Origin of the sequence: Gracilibacillus suaedae (genome assembly GCF_017599345.1) — a bacterium.
Classification (GTDB): Bacteria; Bacillota; Bacilli; order Bacillales; family Amphibacillaceae; genus Gracilibacillus; species Gracilibacillus suaedae.
This window is the reverse complement of record NZ_JAGFVL010000017.1, coordinates 38,179-55,105: the sequence shown is the minus strand read 5'-3', so window position 1 is coordinate 55,105 and position 16,927 is coordinate 38,179. Positions and strand designations below refer to the sequence as shown.

22 protein-coding genes are annotated in these 16,927 nt (G+C 35.0%); 17 read left to right on the top strand and 5 right to left on the bottom strand.

All coding sequences use genetic code 11. The features are described from left to right. Positions 1-44 precede the first annotated feature (44 nt). Positions 45-227 carry an aspartyl-phosphate phosphatase Spo0E family protein gene (locus J5J03_RS03515; RefSeq protein ID WP_231710586.1) on the top strand — a complete coding sequence of 61 codons (183 nt, stop codon included), beginning with the start codon at positions 45-47 and terminating at the stop codon, positions 225-227. Positions 228-390: 163 nt separating this feature from the next. Here J5J03_RS03515 and J5J03_RS03510 read toward each other — a convergent pair whose 3' ends face one another. Beyond that, positions 391-849, bottom strand: coding sequence for a competence protein ComK (locus J5J03_RS03510; RefSeq protein WP_208586118.1), 459 nt, complete (start codon positions 847-849; stop codon positions 391-393). Next, positions 846-1,139, bottom strand: coding sequence for a helix-turn-helix domain-containing protein (locus tag J5J03_RS03505; RefSeq protein WP_208586117.1), 294 nt, complete (start codon positions 1,137-1,139; stop codon positions 846-848). Before J5J03_RS03505 ends, J5J03_RS03510 begins: the two co-directional genes overlap by 4 nt. Before the next feature lie 219 nt (positions 1,140-1,358). Here J5J03_RS03505 and J5J03_RS03500 point away from each other — a divergent pair, with 219 nt between their 5' ends. The 9 genes from J5J03_RS03500 to J5J03_RS22125 all read left to right on the top strand — a co-directional run bounded on the left by J5J03_RS03500 (position 1,359) and on the right by J5J03_RS22125 (position 5,172). After that, the gene (locus tag J5J03_RS03500) at positions 1,359-1,664 is read left to right on the top strand and encodes a DUF4176 domain-containing protein (protein WP_208586116.1); all 306 of its coding nucleotides are present in this window, start codon (positions 1,359-1,361) and stop codon (positions 1,662-1,664) included. A gap of 25 nt (positions 1,665-1,689) precedes the next feature. Next, positions 1,690-2,046: a hypothetical protein gene (locus tag J5J03_RS03495; protein ID WP_208586115.1), complete on the top strand. Its 357-nt coding sequence runs from the start codon at positions 1,690-1,692 to the stop codon at positions 2,044-2,046. Positions 2,047-2,062: 16 nt separating this feature from the next. Then, on the top strand, positions 2,063-2,362 hold the full coding sequence (locus tag J5J03_RS03490; RefSeq protein ID WP_208586114.1) for a hypothetical protein: 300 nt from the start codon (positions 2,063-2,065) through the stop codon (positions 2,360-2,362). A 15-nt stretch (positions 2,363-2,377) separates the two neighbouring features. After that, positions 2,378-2,533 carry a hypothetical protein gene (locus J5J03_RS03485; RefSeq protein ID WP_208586113.1) on the top strand — a complete coding sequence of 52 codons (156 nt, stop codon included), beginning with the start codon at positions 2,378-2,380 and terminating at the stop codon, positions 2,531-2,533. A 17-nt stretch (positions 2,534-2,550) separates the two neighbouring features. Then, a complete protein-coding gene (locus tag J5J03_RS03480) occupies positions 2,551-2,724 on the top strand; it encodes a hypothetical protein (RefSeq protein WP_208586112.1) in 174 nt (57 codons plus the stop codon). 36 nt (positions 2,725-2,760) lie between these two features. Beyond that, positions 2,761-4,107, top strand: coding sequence for an EndoU domain-containing protein (locus tag J5J03_RS03475; protein ID WP_208586111.1), 1,347 nt, complete (start codon positions 2,761-2,763; stop codon positions 4,105-4,107). 19 nt (positions 4,108-4,126) lie between these two features. Then, the gene (locus J5J03_RS03470) at positions 4,127-4,432 is read left to right on the top strand and encodes a hypothetical protein (RefSeq protein ID WP_208586110.1); all 306 of its coding nucleotides are present in this window, start codon (positions 4,127-4,129) and stop codon (positions 4,430-4,432) included. A gap of 483 nt (positions 4,433-4,915) precedes the next feature. After that, entirely contained in the window at positions 4,916-5,038 is a 123-nt protein-coding gene (locus J5J03_RS03465; protein WP_208586109.1) for a pre-toxin TG domain-containing protein, read from the top strand. After that, positions 5,038-5,172, top strand: a complete 135-nt coding sequence (locus tag J5J03_RS22125) for a hypothetical protein (RefSeq protein WP_269435777.1) — start codon at positions 5,038-5,040, stop codon at positions 5,170-5,172. The genes J5J03_RS03465 and J5J03_RS22125 overlap by 1 nt, the downstream gene beginning before the upstream one ends. Positions 5,173-5,713: 541 nt before the next feature. Here J5J03_RS22125 and J5J03_RS03460 read toward each other — a convergent pair. The 3 genes from J5J03_RS03460 to J5J03_RS03450 all read right to left on the bottom strand — a co-directional run bounded on the left by J5J03_RS03460 (position 5,714) and on the right by J5J03_RS03450 (position 8,270). Continuing rightward, the gene (locus tag J5J03_RS03460; protein WP_208586108.1) at positions 5,714-6,250 is read right to left on the bottom strand and encodes a cupin domain-containing protein; all 537 of its coding nucleotides are present in this window, start codon (positions 6,248-6,250) and stop codon (positions 5,714-5,716) included. Positions 6,251-6,365: 115 nt separating this feature from the next. Continuing rightward, positions 6,366-7,277, bottom strand: coding sequence for a ketose-bisphosphate aldolase (locus J5J03_RS03455; RefSeq protein WP_208586107.1), 912 nt, complete (start codon positions 7,275-7,277; stop codon positions 6,366-6,368). 240 nt (positions 7,278-7,517) lie between these two features. Next, positions 7,518-8,270, bottom strand: a complete 753-nt coding sequence (locus tag J5J03_RS03450; RefSeq protein ID WP_208586106.1) for a DeoR/GlpR family DNA-binding transcription regulator — start codon at positions 8,268-8,270, stop codon at positions 7,518-7,520. Positions 8,271-8,726: 456 nt separating this feature from the next. Between J5J03_RS03450 and J5J03_RS03445 the strand changes: the two genes are divergently transcribed. The 7 genes from J5J03_RS03445 to J5J03_RS03415 all read left to right on the top strand — a co-directional run bounded on the left by J5J03_RS03445 (position 8,727) and on the right by J5J03_RS03415 (position 16,927). After that, positions 8,727-9,605, top strand: a complete 879-nt coding sequence (locus J5J03_RS03445) for a ketose-bisphosphate aldolase (protein WP_208586105.1) — start codon at positions 8,727-8,729, stop codon at positions 9,603-9,605. 89 nt (positions 9,606-9,694) lie between these two features. Further along, a complete protein-coding gene (locus tag J5J03_RS03440; RefSeq protein WP_231710585.1) occupies positions 9,695-11,032 on the top strand; it encodes an ABC transporter substrate-binding protein in 1,338 nt (445 codons plus the stop codon). A 70-nt stretch (positions 11,033-11,102) separates the two neighbouring features. Beyond that, positions 11,103-12,023 carry a carbohydrate ABC transporter permease gene (locus J5J03_RS03435; protein ID WP_331460418.1) on the top strand — a complete coding sequence of 307 codons (921 nt, stop codon included), beginning with the start codon at positions 11,103-11,105 and terminating at the stop codon, positions 12,021-12,023. 1 nt (position 12,024) lies between these two features. After that, positions 12,025-12,861, top strand: coding sequence for a carbohydrate ABC transporter permease (locus J5J03_RS03430; protein WP_208586104.1), 837 nt, complete (start codon positions 12,025-12,027; stop codon positions 12,859-12,861). Positions 12,862-13,020: 159 nt separating this feature from the next. Beyond that, the gene (locus J5J03_RS03425) at positions 13,021-14,334 is read left to right on the top strand and encodes an ADP-dependent glucokinase/phosphofructokinase (protein ID WP_208586103.1); all 1,314 of its coding nucleotides are present in this window, start codon (positions 13,021-13,023) and stop codon (positions 14,332-14,334) included. Between the two features lie 711 nt (positions 14,335-15,045). After that, on the top strand, positions 15,046-15,537 hold the full coding sequence (locus J5J03_RS03420; RefSeq protein WP_208586205.1) for a sigma-70 family RNA polymerase sigma factor: 492 nt from the start codon (positions 15,046-15,048) through the stop codon (positions 15,535-15,537). 337 nt (positions 15,538-15,874) lie between these two features. Then, on the top strand, positions 15,875-16,927 hold the full coding sequence (locus tag J5J03_RS03415) for a GDP-mannose 4,6-dehydratase (protein WP_208586102.1): 1,053 nt from the start codon (positions 15,875-15,877) through the stop codon (positions 16,925-16,927).

Sequence of the window (16,927 nt, the reverse complement as noted above, 5' to 3'; positions counted from 1 at the left end):
CATATCTGTAGAGTGGTAATGAGTAAGGGGGAAATCAAGTAATCATGATCAAGAAAAGTAATGAAAAAATAAACATTAATTTGTTATTAGAACAAATTGAAAAAATGCGAGAAGAATTAGTGGATATTGGATTACGAGATGGATTAACTGCACCCTCAACACTAGAATATAGTCAGTTATTAGATGAACGAATTAAGGTTTATCAAAAAATGCTGAAGGATACATAAATTGTTTTATTTGTTGCAACAAATCATGTTTTTGCATGCCATATTGTTAAGCTACATGGGAAAATAAGAGTATGTGGTGTATTTTAAACACATTAACCAGTACTTACATATGTAATGCCTATTGACACTGAAATAGCGTTAGTGGCAGTAATCAAACCGCTCATCATAATTGATCAAAAACAACCTTACACATCCCGGTGCGATTGTATTGAGTTTTTAAAGTATATGTGGAATTGTTTAAGGTCAACCATTTCTCGTTAATTAATAGGATGGTTGTACTTGTAGGGTTAGCTTCCGTATTGGAAAAGATGTCTTTCACTCCATGAAAAAACAACCAACAACAATTATTGTTTTGTGGTGCTTCGGTAGGAAAGGTATATATTTCTCGAGAAGGAGCTATAGGGATAGGTGTCTTTTGGTGGAAGTCTAGGTGGTGTTGTACCGATTTTTTACGGCCATTATAAGCGGCGCCGTAATACAGACAGTTTTCTTTGATGATTGGAAATGGAGAAGATGGATGGTAAAGATCTTTCTCCATTTCTATTATTTTTGACTGATGGAATATATCTTTGTTTGGTACAATGGCTAGCGTTTTTCTAGTTATTCTATAACCTTTTATCATTTCTTTTCCTTTCGATTCATTACTTCTCTTACTCGTTCTTGAAAGGAATGGTAGCTATATGTTTTGAATTGTTCTTCTACAATGGAATACGGTACTTTTAATAACTCTGTTAATTCTACAAAACGGGATATGGCTAGATTTAGCTCACCATTCTCAAATTGTTGAATCGAACGAACACTCATATCTAAAGCCTCGGCTACTTCACTTTGGGTCCAGCCTTTGGCAATACGTTGTTTCTTATAATATTCTCCTATTACGTATAGAAAATCATCTTTTTCCAAATCATTCATAAAAATCCAACCTCTTAGCTATTCTCTTAAAATAAGCAAGGGGTTGGAACGAAATATATTTCGCTTTTAAGTAAAATATGGAAATAGGTCAACAGCACCACCCTAGTCAGCTTGTACCGAGATTGCTAATTGAAATATATGGAATCATCTTATATAATTTGTATAACAAAGGAAATATTACCTAAACCAAAGGTGGAATATAAGTATGGAGGTGACGAAATGCTTCCGATTGGCAGTGTAATTGTATTGAAAGACGGCGAACAACCAATCATGATTACAGGAAGAAAACCGATTGTGGAAAATATACATAAAGAAGAAGTGTACCTAGATTATATTGGCTGCAGTTATCCTACCGGTGTCTTGGATAACCAAGTCTATTTTTTTAATGAAGACAATATTACTAGAGTGCTATTTTGTGGCTACGCAGGCGAAGAAGAAGGTAATGTTACCGACTTTATCGAGGAATGGGAGAAGCTTACCCCATTAAAGAAGGGAACCGTCAATGATGCGGCATTGGTTGAGTAATGAGTAAGAAAAGGGGAAATAGACCATGGATTTTAATGCAAGAATAAATCGGATTGATCAGTTGATCGAACGATTGGAACATGCAGAAAGAGTAGTTCTAGTATGTCCTGCTCCCATATCGCAACAAGATTGGAACAACAGTAAGGCGCGTGAAGCAGCGGAAGAATTAGCTGATACAATGGATCATTATTTGGCAGATTATAATGATAAATATCAGGCATGCATTCGTGCGCTAAGATCACTAAGACAAAAAGTAGAATCGCAAAAATGGGCCAGTTACTATTATCATCGGTGGGCATTATATGGCTTACCGGAAGAAGATCATGCGACCTATATCCGTTCAAGAGATATCGATCCTAGTGTGAAGCAAATGTTGAGGTAAAGAAGGTGATGTGCGGGTGAGTCGTAAAATTTCCTATGATTCTGACAAAACGATGGATGTGTTAGCGGAAGTAGAACAGCAGTTAGACATTTTTTCAACGTCTAATCGTACCGTTCATGCTCAGTTTAATCAGATTTTTTCTGAATTATCTGGGGAAGCAATTTCTAGCTATCAGAATGTTGTCAATCAATATATGGATATAGCCAAGTTAGCGGAGGATCATATTGATTTCTTTATTCAGTTAACGGAGAAGATGGATCAAGAAGTAAAAGAGGCAGACCGAAAAAGTCAAAGAATGTTAGATGATATGGGATGAAGGAAGTGTTGAACCATGGAAGTGAAAGTAGATCCAGATCGTGTAAAAGACTTATACCGAACGCTTTTTGATGAACGAAACAGTGCGGAACAGATGACACAAAAACTAATCAAATGTAAGAATGCATTAGAAGAACAGGGATTAGATGACAGTAGTTTATCAGATTATTAGATACCCTGATCAACTTGATGGAATTGTTAGGTGATAATTTTGCGACACTTCAACAAAATGCAACAGCGATTGCAGAAGAGTTCAGTACGCTAGACCAAAGCTTAGCATACCGATATGGAAACCATATCACCACCCAATCCTATCAGGCATATGAGCAAGATCGTCTTAACAAAATGTATCGGGGTTATTAATGAATAAAGATAGAAAGGTTAGAAGGAGGAGATGTGGTGGGGAAATTAACCGTGCATACCGGACCTGTTAAAGAATATCTGAAGCGGATGCACCGATACTACGAAGACCAAGAAGAGATCATAGAGAAGCACTTATCCATCGTTAATGAAACGAGACAAATGCTTGCCCAAGAGGATCTTGGACAAATAGCCAGTGAACTAGATGCACTGGAGCGCAAAGGAAAGAGATACATAAATCACAAAATGCCTGTCATCCATGAAAACCTATCATCAGGTAAACCAACAGAACCTTATGTGGAAGCAGTGGAACGGATTCAAGAGGAATTCCAAAAAAATAATATAGATGCGTTTACTCAAATGATCCGTGACGTGCAGCCATATAATCGCACCACGATGCCGAAAGACCCTATCACTGGTCAAGACGTCGCGAATGTGGGTAGTGAATTTATAGGAACCAATGATCTCTATCGTGCCGCAACAGGGAAAGAACCGTTCTCTGGTGGAACATTAACGGCAGGAGAGCGAATGGCGGCCATCGGTTGGAGCGCCTTAATGTTTGTCCCACCAGCCAGATTAGGGAAAATTGGAAAGGCAGGCAGAGGCATTTCGACCGTACAAGGAGTCAAAGCCGGCACCGCTTCTGACAAAATGAAAAAACTAAGCGAACTGTCTAGCAATACACTTAAAACCACGAAACAACAAGTCAAAGAACTATCCGCCGAACAACTAAGAGCAGTCCAAGATTTTGCGAACAGACTGAACCGTTTTAATCTTTTTCCGCAGACCATGCAGCCGGCTATGAATGGGCTGAATGGTGTAGGGAATGTGAGGTTAGTAGATGAGCAGATTTATCGGTTTGGGGATAATGTTGGGGATGTTGGACGTAGTGGGGATGGGTTTGGTAGTATTAATACAAAAAGCTCGGATGATATCGCTAATAAAACTTCCCAAGTGAACAATATTAATATATCTGAAAGAAGTATAAAGCATTCAGATGTAGGTGATTTTACAACAAATCCCAAAACCAATAATATCTCTAAAATGAAGGGGGGAGGACACGGACAAAGCAATATTGAATTTTTGGAAAAGAATAAAATAGTTTATAACATAAATAAAGTATTCGAAAATGGTGTTAGAGTAGGTAATGTACCTGGACACAAGGTGAAAGCAAAAAGAACAGGTTCCAATCAATCATGGTTTCCTGAGAATTGGACAGAATCAGATATTGTAGCAGCAGGTACTAAGATTTCTAATTCACCTGAATTTTTAAAAGCAGAAAATGGCGTGGCAATTTTTGGAGGGTATAATGGTGTGAGGGTGGGAGTCATAAAAACAAATGGAGAAATAGGAACAATTTTTCCTGATGCTACTAAACAACCATAGGAAGACTTGGAGGGATAATATGAACATAGAACATAAAATGGAAGGCATATTAAATAAAAGAAAAAAATTAAACCTAAACGATGATTATGGGATAGAAAAAAGTTGGAATGAAATAATAGAGGCTCTTTCAGAAAATGAGGAAGAGACTATAAAATATTTAAATAATTGTTCTAAGCAAGATTTATATTATATAAGTGAGGTTTTTGAAGATATCGCAGAAATCTTACAAAGTAAAGAACTAATCAATTGCTTAAGAAAGCTAGACAGAAAATTTCCGGATTTAGAAATGACAAATGATATCGATATCGCGGAAAGTTATATATAGTAACCTTAAATAAGTTTCGCGAAAAAAGGAATGTATGATTATAATAAAATGAAGTGACAAAATTAATATAAGCGCATAAACACTTGCTTGTCTTTTTAGGCAGCAGGTGTTTTTGATTTTGTGAGATTTATACTTTAGATCCTCTGTACAATCATGTGATTTTTAGTAGAACGACATTGCTTGTAAGTTGTTTATGAAAGAGAGTTCATACTTTTTTAACAGATAAATGTGAAAAATGAGCCATAAATAATCAAAAAATCCTACACCTTTTAAGTTTTCTAGAATATTTAAAAAGGATGTAGCAACACTATGAAAAGCTATCACCAGGAAAACCTACAGCCCCTTATGAGGAAGCAGTGGAACGGATTCAAGAGGAATTCCAACAAAATAATATAGATGAGTTTACTCAAATGATCCGTGACGTGCAGCCATATAATCGCACCACGATGCCGAAGGACCCTATCACCGGTCAAGACGTCGCAAATGTGGGTAAGTGAATTAATAGGAACCAATGATCTCTATCGTGCCGCAACAGGTAAAGAACCGTTCTCTGGTGAAACATTAACGGTAGGAGAGCGAGTGGTGGCGTCGGTTGGAGCGCCTTAATGTTTGTCACGCCAGCCAGATTAGCGGAAATTGGAAAGGCAGGCAGAGGCATTTCCACCGTACAAGGAGTCAAAGCCGGCACCGCTTTTGACAAAATGAAAAAGTTGAGCGAACTGTCTAGCAATACCTTATAAACAACGAAACAACAAGTGAAAGAACTATCCGCCGAACAACTAAGAGCAGTCCAAGAGTTTGCGAAGAGATTGAATCGCTTTAATCCTTAGACCAAGCAGCCAGCGATGAATGGACTGAATGATGCAGGGAATGTGAGACTAGTAGATGAGTAGATTTATCGGTTTGGGGATAATGTTGGTGATGTTGGAAGGAGTGGGGATGGGTTTGGTGTATTGGTTCTAAGGGTACCAGTAATAACAATTCGCCTGCTTTCTAGCAAACTGAATTTGCTAGTTCATATGAAAGTAGTTGTTATGAAAATTAGTACGATAAATAGATGATATTACATTTAAAACAGACGAAGTATTATTACGGATGACAAGCCTGATAACATATGAAATTAAATAGGCATGTTGGTTTAAATCTAGAATTAAGCACTTGATGTCTAGCATTGATTAAGAACTATTGATTTTTGACATAACCCTAGTATCATTAGCTAGAGCTATGTCAATTTTTATTCAATTGATAATCGAGCATTTATATTGCAAGTATATTAGTTAATTAATCCTGAACACGCTTTATTCTTGGATCTGTGAAGATATCTGATTCATCATCACTATTAGATGAGAACTCAGATATGATTGTTGCTTCTTCTCCTGCTTTAAACCAGTGCTTCGTGTTCTCAGGGATGGTAAATTGCTCTCCTGCTTGTAATACTATTTCATGGAATACTGTGTAGAATTGGAAATCTTCTGCAGGAGGAGTAGCTATTGGTGCAATAGTTGTTTCACCTTCTACATATAAATACACGATTCCCTTTCGACACCGGAACGTTTCTAACTTTCCAGGCTCTCCATTTTTTCTAGGAGGATGACGATGCTCAGGACAAGTTTGATTCGGTAGTAAAACTAAGTCTTTTGCACAATAACGTTTCGTATTTACGTAAGTAATTAATTGTAGTCCTGTTGTTTCGATCGCGTTGAGCCCAAAATCGACTATCTCAATAGCTTGTTGTTCATCTCCAGTTAAAATAATACCTGAATCAGCGAGTATATTTTTAACTAATATTTGATACTCCTTTATTTGAAGTTTATCCATCTAATTCAACTCCTGTTGACATGGTATCTGCTATTTATTACGTCTTCAAAAATGTAATGCAAAATGCATGATGGGTATTTCAACCATCCTTAATAGACTATTTGAATATAAAAATTTAGTATAAGCTCTCGACTTTCAATTCATCATTCCTTTTAGATTCCAATTTTTCATATAAACTAGCTTTTCCGACAGAGTTGAAAAGATGCATTTTATGATTGATTACTTTACGAGCTTCTAGGATGCATTCTGGATAAATAACATTCGGATCCCAGTATTCTGTTGAACTTAAAATTTCACGTGCTTTTTTATAGTAGGCAAACTTCATATCACTAGAAATATTAATTTTACCAATTCCTAGTTTGACAGATTCAGCAATTTCTTTATCTGGATTGGATGATCCCCCATGTAATACTAGTGGAATATCTACATTTCTATGAATTTCTTTAAGAACGTCCATTTGCAATTCCGGCTTAATATTTTTCGGATAGATACCATGTGCTGTACCAATCGCCACTGCAAGAGAATCAACACCTGTTCTATCCACAAAATCCTTTGCTTGATCAGGATCAGTATATGTAACTTTCGATACACCGCCTTCTACAGATGTTCCTGTATTACCGATTGTTCCTAATTCGCCTTCTACCGATACACCGACAGCATGTGCAATTTCAACGATCTTTTTAGTAATACTGATATTATCTTCGTAAGGAAGTAAGGACCCATCAATCATTACAGAAGTAAAGCCACAACGAATTGCCCTTACAACTTCTTTCAAAGACCCACCATGATCCAAGTGTAAGACAAAGGGCACTTTACTTTCGTAGACACGATGTTTAACGTATGAGAAAAATTCATCTGTTAAAAATTCATGTTCAGATGGATGGATAGCAATGATTGCTGGTGAATTTGATTGCTCTGCCTCTTCTACAACAGCTCTTAAAAATGTACTGTCTGCAACATTGAATGCTCCTACAGCAAATTGATTTTCATTGGCAACTGTTAATAATTCTTTCATTGTAATTAACATATTCGTAACCTCTCCTTTTATTAAATAATTAGTTGACAGTTTTATCTAAAGAACACTATAAACAACAACATTATTACCAGTCTCTATTATTTATATTTAACACCTCCTTAAAGTGATGAATAGCTAGTAGTATTTGAAATTTTTTCAAAGTATAAAAAACCAGGAATTACTAATAAAGATACAAGGAAGGAATTTTCATAAGAAAATTCGCTTCCTTTTTAAGTTTTGTTTGTGAGACTGTTATACTCTTGTCAAATTTACTTCCTTATTTTCAATAAAGGACACCCAATAATCTGATAAATTATTATCTGTCACGATCATATCGACATTTTCAAGTGGAGCAAATAGATTCATCGAGCGTTTACCGAATTTGGATGAATCTCCTATAATATAGGTTTCTTCACTTGAATCAATCATCGTTTGTTTGATTTCAGCATCAGCGAATTGGAATACACTATAGCCTCTTTCAATGATTCCGCTAGTTCCTATAAACGCTTTATTAACATATAAATTTTCTAGAAAAGACTTGGTGTTACTTCCGAAGAACCCTTGAGAATTCTGACGAAATTCACCTCCTGCCATGAATAAATAAACATTATTTGCATTTCGAAGTGAATATGCTGTTGTTAGTGAATGAGTAATTACTGTGACATTCTCAAGTAACGAGTCAGCCAACCCTTTTGCAATATAATGAGCAGTAGTTCCTGAATCTAAAAAAATAGTATCCCTAGATGAAATTAAAGATAGACAATAATTAGCAATTTGTTTTTTTTCATCTGTATATTCTGTTTCTCGTTGTTCAGGAGATACTTCCTTAACATAACGAACTCCGCCATGATATCTTTCGAACATTTTATTTTGATCTAATTTTTGTAATTCTCTGCGAATAGTCATATCAGATACTTGAAATTCATCAGCTAGATCTTGAACAGATAGATTTCCTTTTTTCATTATCAATTCCATGATTTTCTTTTGTCTATTGTCGTTGACCATTATTTATTCTCCTATTCACTTAATAATTTATAACTGTATAATATAGGATATCAACAAATAAATCAAGGATAAATAAACAAAATAAACACAAAACAAACAAATGATGTTTGATTTGTGTTTATTACTGCTGCTGATCAAAGGTACTGACATTAAATGTTTTGATATTACAAGACTTGTTGGAGTGTGAAAATTATTAAAACTGAGTAAACATTACAACATCTATTATGTGTTAATTTTCCCTTTTTAGTCAGTAAATAAAGAAGGATATCGTTGTAATAACGAATTTTAAACAAAAAAATGTTTGATTTTTGTTTAATTTGTTTTATATATTGACAAATGAACAAAAAATGTTTAGTATTAGGACATCAAATAAACAAAACGAAAATTCTAGGAGGTGATTCAAGAGAAAAATGCAATAACTTACACTCAAAAAATATTAAAGAAGAAGGTGTCTAAATGTTAACGACAATGGAGAAATTATTAAGTGTAGCGTATAAGGAGAAGTTTTCAGTGGGGTCATTTAATATTGCAAATAGCGAATTTGTAAGCGCTGTTATACAAACGGCGGAAAAAGAAAGATCACCTGCCATTCTTCAAATTCATCCGAATGAAATTGCCTTAATGGGAGATGAATTTGCTGCTTATGTTGTGCAAGCCGCAAATCGTGCTAATGTGCCAATTGTTATTCATCTTGATCATGGTGGTGATCTCAATGATATTGTTCGGGCGATTAGAAATGGTTTTACGTCCGTGATGATTGATGGATCACATTTACCTTATGAAGAAAATATAGCAATAACGAGAGAAGCTGTAAAAATTGCTCATTCACAACACATCTCTGTTGAAGGTGAACTAGGTACCATTGGGGATACAGGAACTGGTTCTGAAGGAGCGGGAGAAGAGATATTGTTCACAGATCCAGAACAAGCAAGAGATTTTGTAGAGAAGACAAATGTAGATACACTAGCTATTGCTATAGGCACTTCTCACGGGATATATCCAAAATCTATGAAACCTAAACTCCAGATTGAACGATTGTCTCAAATTTATGAAAATGTGAATATTCCTCTTGTCTTACATGGAGGTTCCGATAATTCAGATGATGATATTCGAGAATCTACTAAGTATGGCGTTGGAAAGATCAATCTATCTAGTGAGATGAAACGGGCTTTTTTTACAGAACTTCGCAATACTCTAAGCAAAAATCCTGATGGTTATGAGCCGGATGCCTTATTTCCAAGTTCGAGGGAAGCGGCTATGTCGATTATTTCGAAAAAGATGCGACTATTTGGTTCGTCTGGCAAAGCTGATTTGTATCAACCAATGCAATTATAAGATAAGTTTATGCCATCTGACAAAGTTCAATAACAATTGTAACGTCCTGTCTAAATATTCTAAACGGCAATATATGAGGAGGATTTAAATTGAAAATTAAAAACTTTTATAACAAAGGTATTCTAAATATTTTATTGATGGTATTAGCAGTAATAACACTATCAGGTTGTATGGGTTCGGGAGGTGATAGTGATTCCAGCTCTGAAACTGGTACAAATAATGATAACGGATCTAATAGTGAAGGTGATAGTGATGAAATAACATTAGAGTTTCAACAATGGTGGGGAGTAGAATTGCCTGATGGAGTGCTTCGAGAAATTGTTGACGGGTTCACGGAAGAGACGGGTATCAATGTAGAGCTCTTAAGTAATCCATATGCTGATACCAAAACACAAATTGCAGCAGGAGCGGCAGCAAGTACAATGGCAGATGTGGTAGGACTTGATGGAGCTTGGGTATATGATTTTGCCAAACAAGGTTCTATCGCAAATTTATCAACTTTAATGGATGATAGTGGGTATGATCAAAATCAGCTATCCGACCAAATACAAGTAGATGGGAATACATTCATGATTCCTGTGGCTAACTTTGCGTATCCAATGTATGTGAATATGGATATTTTAGAAGAGGCAGGTATAGAGGATATTCCGGAAACGCGATCAGAGTTTACTGAAGTAGCAAATACCATTTATTCCGAGACAGGTAAAGCAGGATGGGCTATTCCGTTATCAACTGAATCACCAAGTGGAATACAAAATAATTTCATGAGTTGGTTATGGGCTTCTGGAGGTTCCATGTTAGATAATGGTCAACCAAATCTAACAGACAATTCGGATTTAATAGATACTGTGGAGTTTATGAAAGGATTGTTTGACGATGGAGTAGTGGCACCAGGTGCGTATGCTATGAAAGAAGCTGACATGGTAGAAGAATTTACAAATGGTCGAGTGGCCTTTATGATCGATTCGTTAGCTCACCTAAACACAATACAAGAGGGAGCCCCCGATATGAATTTCGACTTTGTCCCTGTACCAGTACAAGAAGGCTTCAGTGGAGAAAGTGGTATGGATGTAGCCAACTGGGGTATAGGAGTTGCTGAAAATAGTGAGCATAAAGAGGAAGCATGGCAACTAGTAGAATACATGATGAGTCCAGAGGTAAATGCTGAACTCGCGGTTTACGCGAACGCATTCCCTGGTAATGCGAATGCTGATCCTGACTATTCGGATGCAGATGACTTATTCTTAAAAGCTTATGAACTATACCAAGACTCAAATCCTGTAAACGAATTTACTGGTCTTCCGACATCAGAAGAGCTAATGAGAACATTTGCCGAGCAATTACAACTGTATATTGAGGGTGATACAGGAGAAGCATCGGAAATGTTATCAGAGACACAGAGTATATGGGAAGAGGCATTTGAATAATAACAATTAAGTTAACATCGGGATGTATGGCTACCATACATCCCAATGTGTAGAAAGGTGGTAATGTCTCGTGACATATCAAAATGTAAATAGAGGAAGATCGAAAAAAAGATCAGGCTATTTAAAGAAAAAAACAGAACCATATTTATATCTATTACCAACCGTAATTCTAATGGTTGTGCTATTAGTTGTACCTATTTATATGGTTATTCAATATTCTTTTTTTGATAATGTTATTATCAATGATAATCCAGTATTTGTAGGTTTTCAAAATTTTCAAGAATTATTAACGAATGAATCATTTTGGGTGGCTGTCAAAAACACGTTAATATTTGTTGGTGGAAGCGTGATTGCACATATGATTATAGGTATCACATTTGCAATGGTTCTGAATACCAAATACATTGGTCCAAAATTAAAGGCGATGTTCAGAGTGATTTTTTCGTTACCATGGATGTTTACTGCAGCTGTTATAGCTGTTTTATGGAAAATGTTGTTGAATCCAAATGGGTTTATTAACTTTTTATTAGTAGAGTTAAATCTATCCAGTACAAACTTAGAATGGTTAGCTTCTAGAGATCTTGCGTTATTCTCGGTAACGATGATTAATATTTGGGCCGGATATCCATTATTTATGATCAGTATCTTGGCAGGCTTACAAGGTATCCAATCTCAATTGTATGAATCATCTGCTATTGATGGTGCAAATCATATAAAAAACTTTTTCTATATTACCCTTCCACAGTTAAAACCTATTTTAATAAGTTTAATACTCCTAGATTTCGTATGGACGATTCAGCAATTCGCGCTTATTTGGATGACCACTGGCGGAGGTCCTATAGATGCAACGGAAATCTTGAGTACCTTTATTTACAAACAAGGGTTTAGTGAATATCAATATGCCATGGCTTCAACAAGTGCAGTAATTTTGTTAATTATATGTACAATAGTTGCCATCTTCTATGTACGCCATCAAAGGGGGCAAGAATAATATGGTAGGGGAGAAAAAGTGGTATATCAAGCTCATCACATTTTTACTATTAGCGGTAGGAACGATATTTTCCGGTTTTCCAGTATTATGGATGTTTTTGAATTCTTTCAAACCCAATTCAGAAATATTTGCATGGCCACCTGTGTGGATCTCTGATAATTTTACTTTAAATGCTTATGCGCAGATTCTTTCTGATCCAGAAAAAATTCGTTTTTTTATTAATAGTTATTTTGTAGCGTTTATTGTAGTGATCTTAACGTTGTTTGTAAGTATCCTAGCTTCTTATAGTTTTAGTAGATTTAATTATCCAGGAAAGAAAATTATTAATACATTAATTATCAGTGTACAGGCAGTACCTCCAATAACTTTATTGATTCCTTACTTGAGTCTGGTGGTAGCGCTGAATTTGTATAACTCATACGGTGCGCTTATCTTAACCTATCTTTTGTTCACATTACCTTATGCCATTCTAATGATGACCGGATACTTCAACACACTTTCAAAAGAATTAGACGAGGCAGTTATGATTGATGGTGGATCAAGGTTTAGGGCTCTTTGGACTGTATTAGTACCAGTAGCAGTTCCAGGTATTGTTTCTGTCGGAATGTACACATTTATGTTGGCATGGAATGAATATTTATTTGCTTTAGCATTAACGAAGACAACTGAATTTAGAACTGTTCCTGTAGGTATTAATCTGCTAATGGGACAACATGCTTATGAGTGGAATCAAATGATGGCAATGAGTATATTAGGGTCCATTCCAGTATTGCTTCTATTCTTATTCTTCCAAAAATACTTTATTGCAGGTATGACGTCTGGGTCTATCAAAAGTTAGCCTTAATGAATGATGTATTTGCTTTACACAGTGATAGATTGAAATAGAAAAAGAATAGTTTAAACAGTATAGATAGTGAGATAAGGCTATTTAACATTATTAAGCTAATTATATTTTCACAGCTAATATAAGTGAAAATCCAAAAGAGGTGAGCTACTGATGAAGATGGAAGACAAGTATGTAGATTGTTATAACAATATGGACAATGCGATTAATCATCGCCAATCTAATAATAAGATGCCAGCAATGGGTTATACGAGCAATTTAGATGTTTTGTGCGATTTTAATGTAGATATTATAAATGATCTTCTTGAAGAATATATGGAAGAAGAATTAAGTCAAATGAAACCAGCAAAAGTTATAAATACGATTGAAGACTTCATTCGAACAGTAGTTTATTTTTGTAGAGAAGGAATCGGTGGAGAAGTAGATATAGCGGACACACAATTAATTGAACATATATTTCCTACCAAATATGGAATGGGAGGAACGGCAACACAAGGTGCGATGGCCTTAGCTGCTATACAGTGCCCTTCACTGGTTCATTTAACAGATGATTCGAAAGCAGTATGTGATATATTAGATTCTCCATATATTTATACGATTTCTTCCAACGGGAATTTGATCCATACTAATCAGGTTTCTCAGCAGGCAGAACAAGAGATACATTTTATTATACAATTTAAAAAAGGGGATAATATCCACTTAAAAGATGAGAGCTTTGAAATACCATCATCTAATCGCATCATTATAACAAAAATAACAGTTAATGAAACGGTACCATTTTCAAAACCTTATTTTCAATATATAGAAGACAATGCAAAACAGATAAGTAGTAATGTTCTTTCTAGTTTTAACGCTATTAAATATACGGATGTTCTAATGGAACGCTTGAATTTTGTGAAGAAACATATCAAAAAGTATAGGAGCAATAACCCATCAGGTATGGTATTCTTTGAGGATGCTCATTATCATAGTGATCAAGTAAAAAAGCTATGCATGGAAACGATATATGCTCAAGTGGATATTGTTTGTATGAATGAAGAAGAATTAGATCAAATTTTAAAAATTTACGATTTTCCAATTAATATTGATGAAATTATTTCATGTGTGGAAGGTGTCAAGTTTATTAAGAAACATTTAAAGATTAAAAAAGGAGTCATTGTACATACAAAAGATTACTCTATGTATGTCGGTGATGACCTTCAAAGCGATATAGAGAGTGGATTGATATATGGGAATATGCTTGCTACGACGAAAGCGATATTCGGTTCATATGGTTCAAAACAACAAATTGAAAAAACGTTGGAGCTTCCTTTGAGTGAAATAGGAGTGAAAAATAGGGAAACAATTAGTAATAGTAGTTATCATCATGAAGCAGTAATAGTCCCTACTAAGTACATCGATAAACCTAAGTATACAATAGGCTTAGGTGATTCCTTTGTAGCGGGTGTACAGATATGCTTTATATAGAAATAACAACATTTAGAATATAGTAATAATCATTTTGCTGTAAAACCACTTATGGTGAATAGCCATGACCAATTAATAAAAGTATAAACACTTGCTTGTCTTTTTAGGAAGCAGGTGTTTTTGATTTTGGGAGAAATTTTACACTTTAGCTCCTCTGTACAATTATGCGATTTTTAGTAGAAAGACATTGCGTGTAAGTTGTTGATGAACGAGAGTACATGCTTTTTTTGATAGATAAATGAGCAATAACTAATCAAAAAATCCTACACCTGCCACAGTAAAGCTTGCTGCTTGTCCTTTACTGCCGTATCCCTAAGAGGGTCCCAATCGCTGGTAACTTAGTATAGATCGGTCATGGTAAGCTATATGTATGAATGGAGTTAATAAGTTTTGTTTTTCTATAAAATCATCACATATAGAAACAAAGCTCCTTTAACACATGAAGTGCTAATGGTTATTTATAGGAAAAGTAAGTTGTATTTCTGTGCAAATCAGGGGATGTTATTGTTCAATAAATAGTAGCGAATTTTGATAGAGTCATGCAATAATATAATTTTCTTAAATAAAAATAGCTACAAGAGTATTAACTTTAGTATTTTCATAAATTTGCATACAAATATCACTATATGACATATATAAGGGACTTTTATATGATCACTTTACCGCGGAATACGTAAGGCAAGTGCTTGTCATGTAGGAGTTCACTTAGTGATGAGATTTGAGGATATATTAAAAGATTCCGAAAAGATGATTTATCACATCATGCACAAATATCAAATTCGAGATGTGGAAGGGGAATTTTATCAAGAAGGGTTAATTGCCCTATGGAATGCTTTTCAAAACTATGATCCATCAAAATCAAAATTTTCTACCTTTGCTTATTATGGTATTACAAGAAGTTTCATTAATAAGATTCGTAAAGATAATCGAGAACGCGATCAATTTCAGCGCTGGTTTAATCAAGTTACAATAGAAGATTTGGTAGTGGTGGATGAGTTGGAAGTGGATACACCATTATTATTAGATATTCAGAAAGAGTTGACTGATAAACAGTGGTGTTGGTTTGATAAATTTGTGCTAAAAGATCAGTCTGTTAGAAGCATAGCAGAAGAAGAAGGAGTAACGGAAAATGCAGTGAAGAATTGGGGGAAGTTAGCTAGGAAGAAGATTCAGAAGATTATGGTAGAGAAGGAATATATTTAATTGTTGAAAGCGCAGTGGTTAGAACCTTATTACTGCGCTTCTTAAAAAGTATAATTGTGTAAAGGAATAGATTTTAGATACACTTCAGAACATTCAAGACCAATGCCCTCTAAAGCCAATCACAAGAAATCTCGCTAAGATAAAGAGTAGTTTGTGATTAGAAGAAAAGGTTTTTATTAAGATGTCATATGGAGTTAACGTCAACACAAAAAGGCCCGTTGAAATCATGATAAGCCCTCTGGAAATTTACAATATTTGATAGGAAGTTCAGCCAAAAGTATGTTATAATTTTCATATTGTAAAATGTCATATTTTTGTTAAAAAGGATTTAAACAAAATGAGTACACAGGCTTTACGATCGGACCTAATTTATCTTGTTACTGGTGCAGTAGGCTTTATCGGATACTATCTTTCTAAAAAACTATTAGATCAGGGTTGTACCGTAATAGGAATTGACAATGTAAATGATTATTATGATGTGAATTTAAAATATACTCGTTTACAAGGTTTAGAGCCTTATGAGAATTTTGCTTTTGTGAAAGCAAATATTTCAGATAAGGCAGTAATTGATGATCTTTTTGCCCAATATCGTCCAAATGTAGTCGTGAATCTTGCAGCACAAACAGGTGTACGTTATTCATTAGAGAATCCTGATATATACATGCAAAGTAATGTGATAGGTTTCTATAATATTTTAGAGGCTTGCCGTCACTATCCAGTAGATCACTTCATTTATGCTTCATCCAGCTCTGTATATGGAGCTAATAAAAAGGTTCCTTTTGAAGAATCAGATTTTGTTGATCATCCCGTTTCCTTATATGCATCAACAAAGAAGTCCAATGAATTAATGGCACATACATATAGTCACCTATATAAGATTCCGACAACTGGTTTACGCTTCTTTACAGTATACGGTCCAATGGGAAGACCTGATATGGCTTACTATGATTTCACGGATAAGTATTTTGCTGGTGAATCGATTAAAATTTTTAACAATGGCGATTTTGAGAATGATTTATATCGTGATTTCACGTACATCGATGACATTGTGGAAGGAATTGTAAAGGTAATCCCCAGAACTCCTGAGGGTGATGTACAACATGAAGTATTTAATATCGGAAATAATAATCCAGAGAAGCTTATGCATTTCATTACTTCCTTGGAGAAAGCACTAAGCAATGCATTAGGGAAAGAGGTAGAATTTAAAAAAATATATGAACCTATTAAACTTGGTGATGTACCAAGAACTTATGCTTCAACTGAGCGTTTAAACCAAGCGGTTGGATTCAAACCACAAACACCGATTGAAGAAGGTTTACAGAAGTTCGCTGACTGGTACGTGCAGTATCATGATTTATTTAAGGGAAAGACTCTAAAACAGAACAATTAA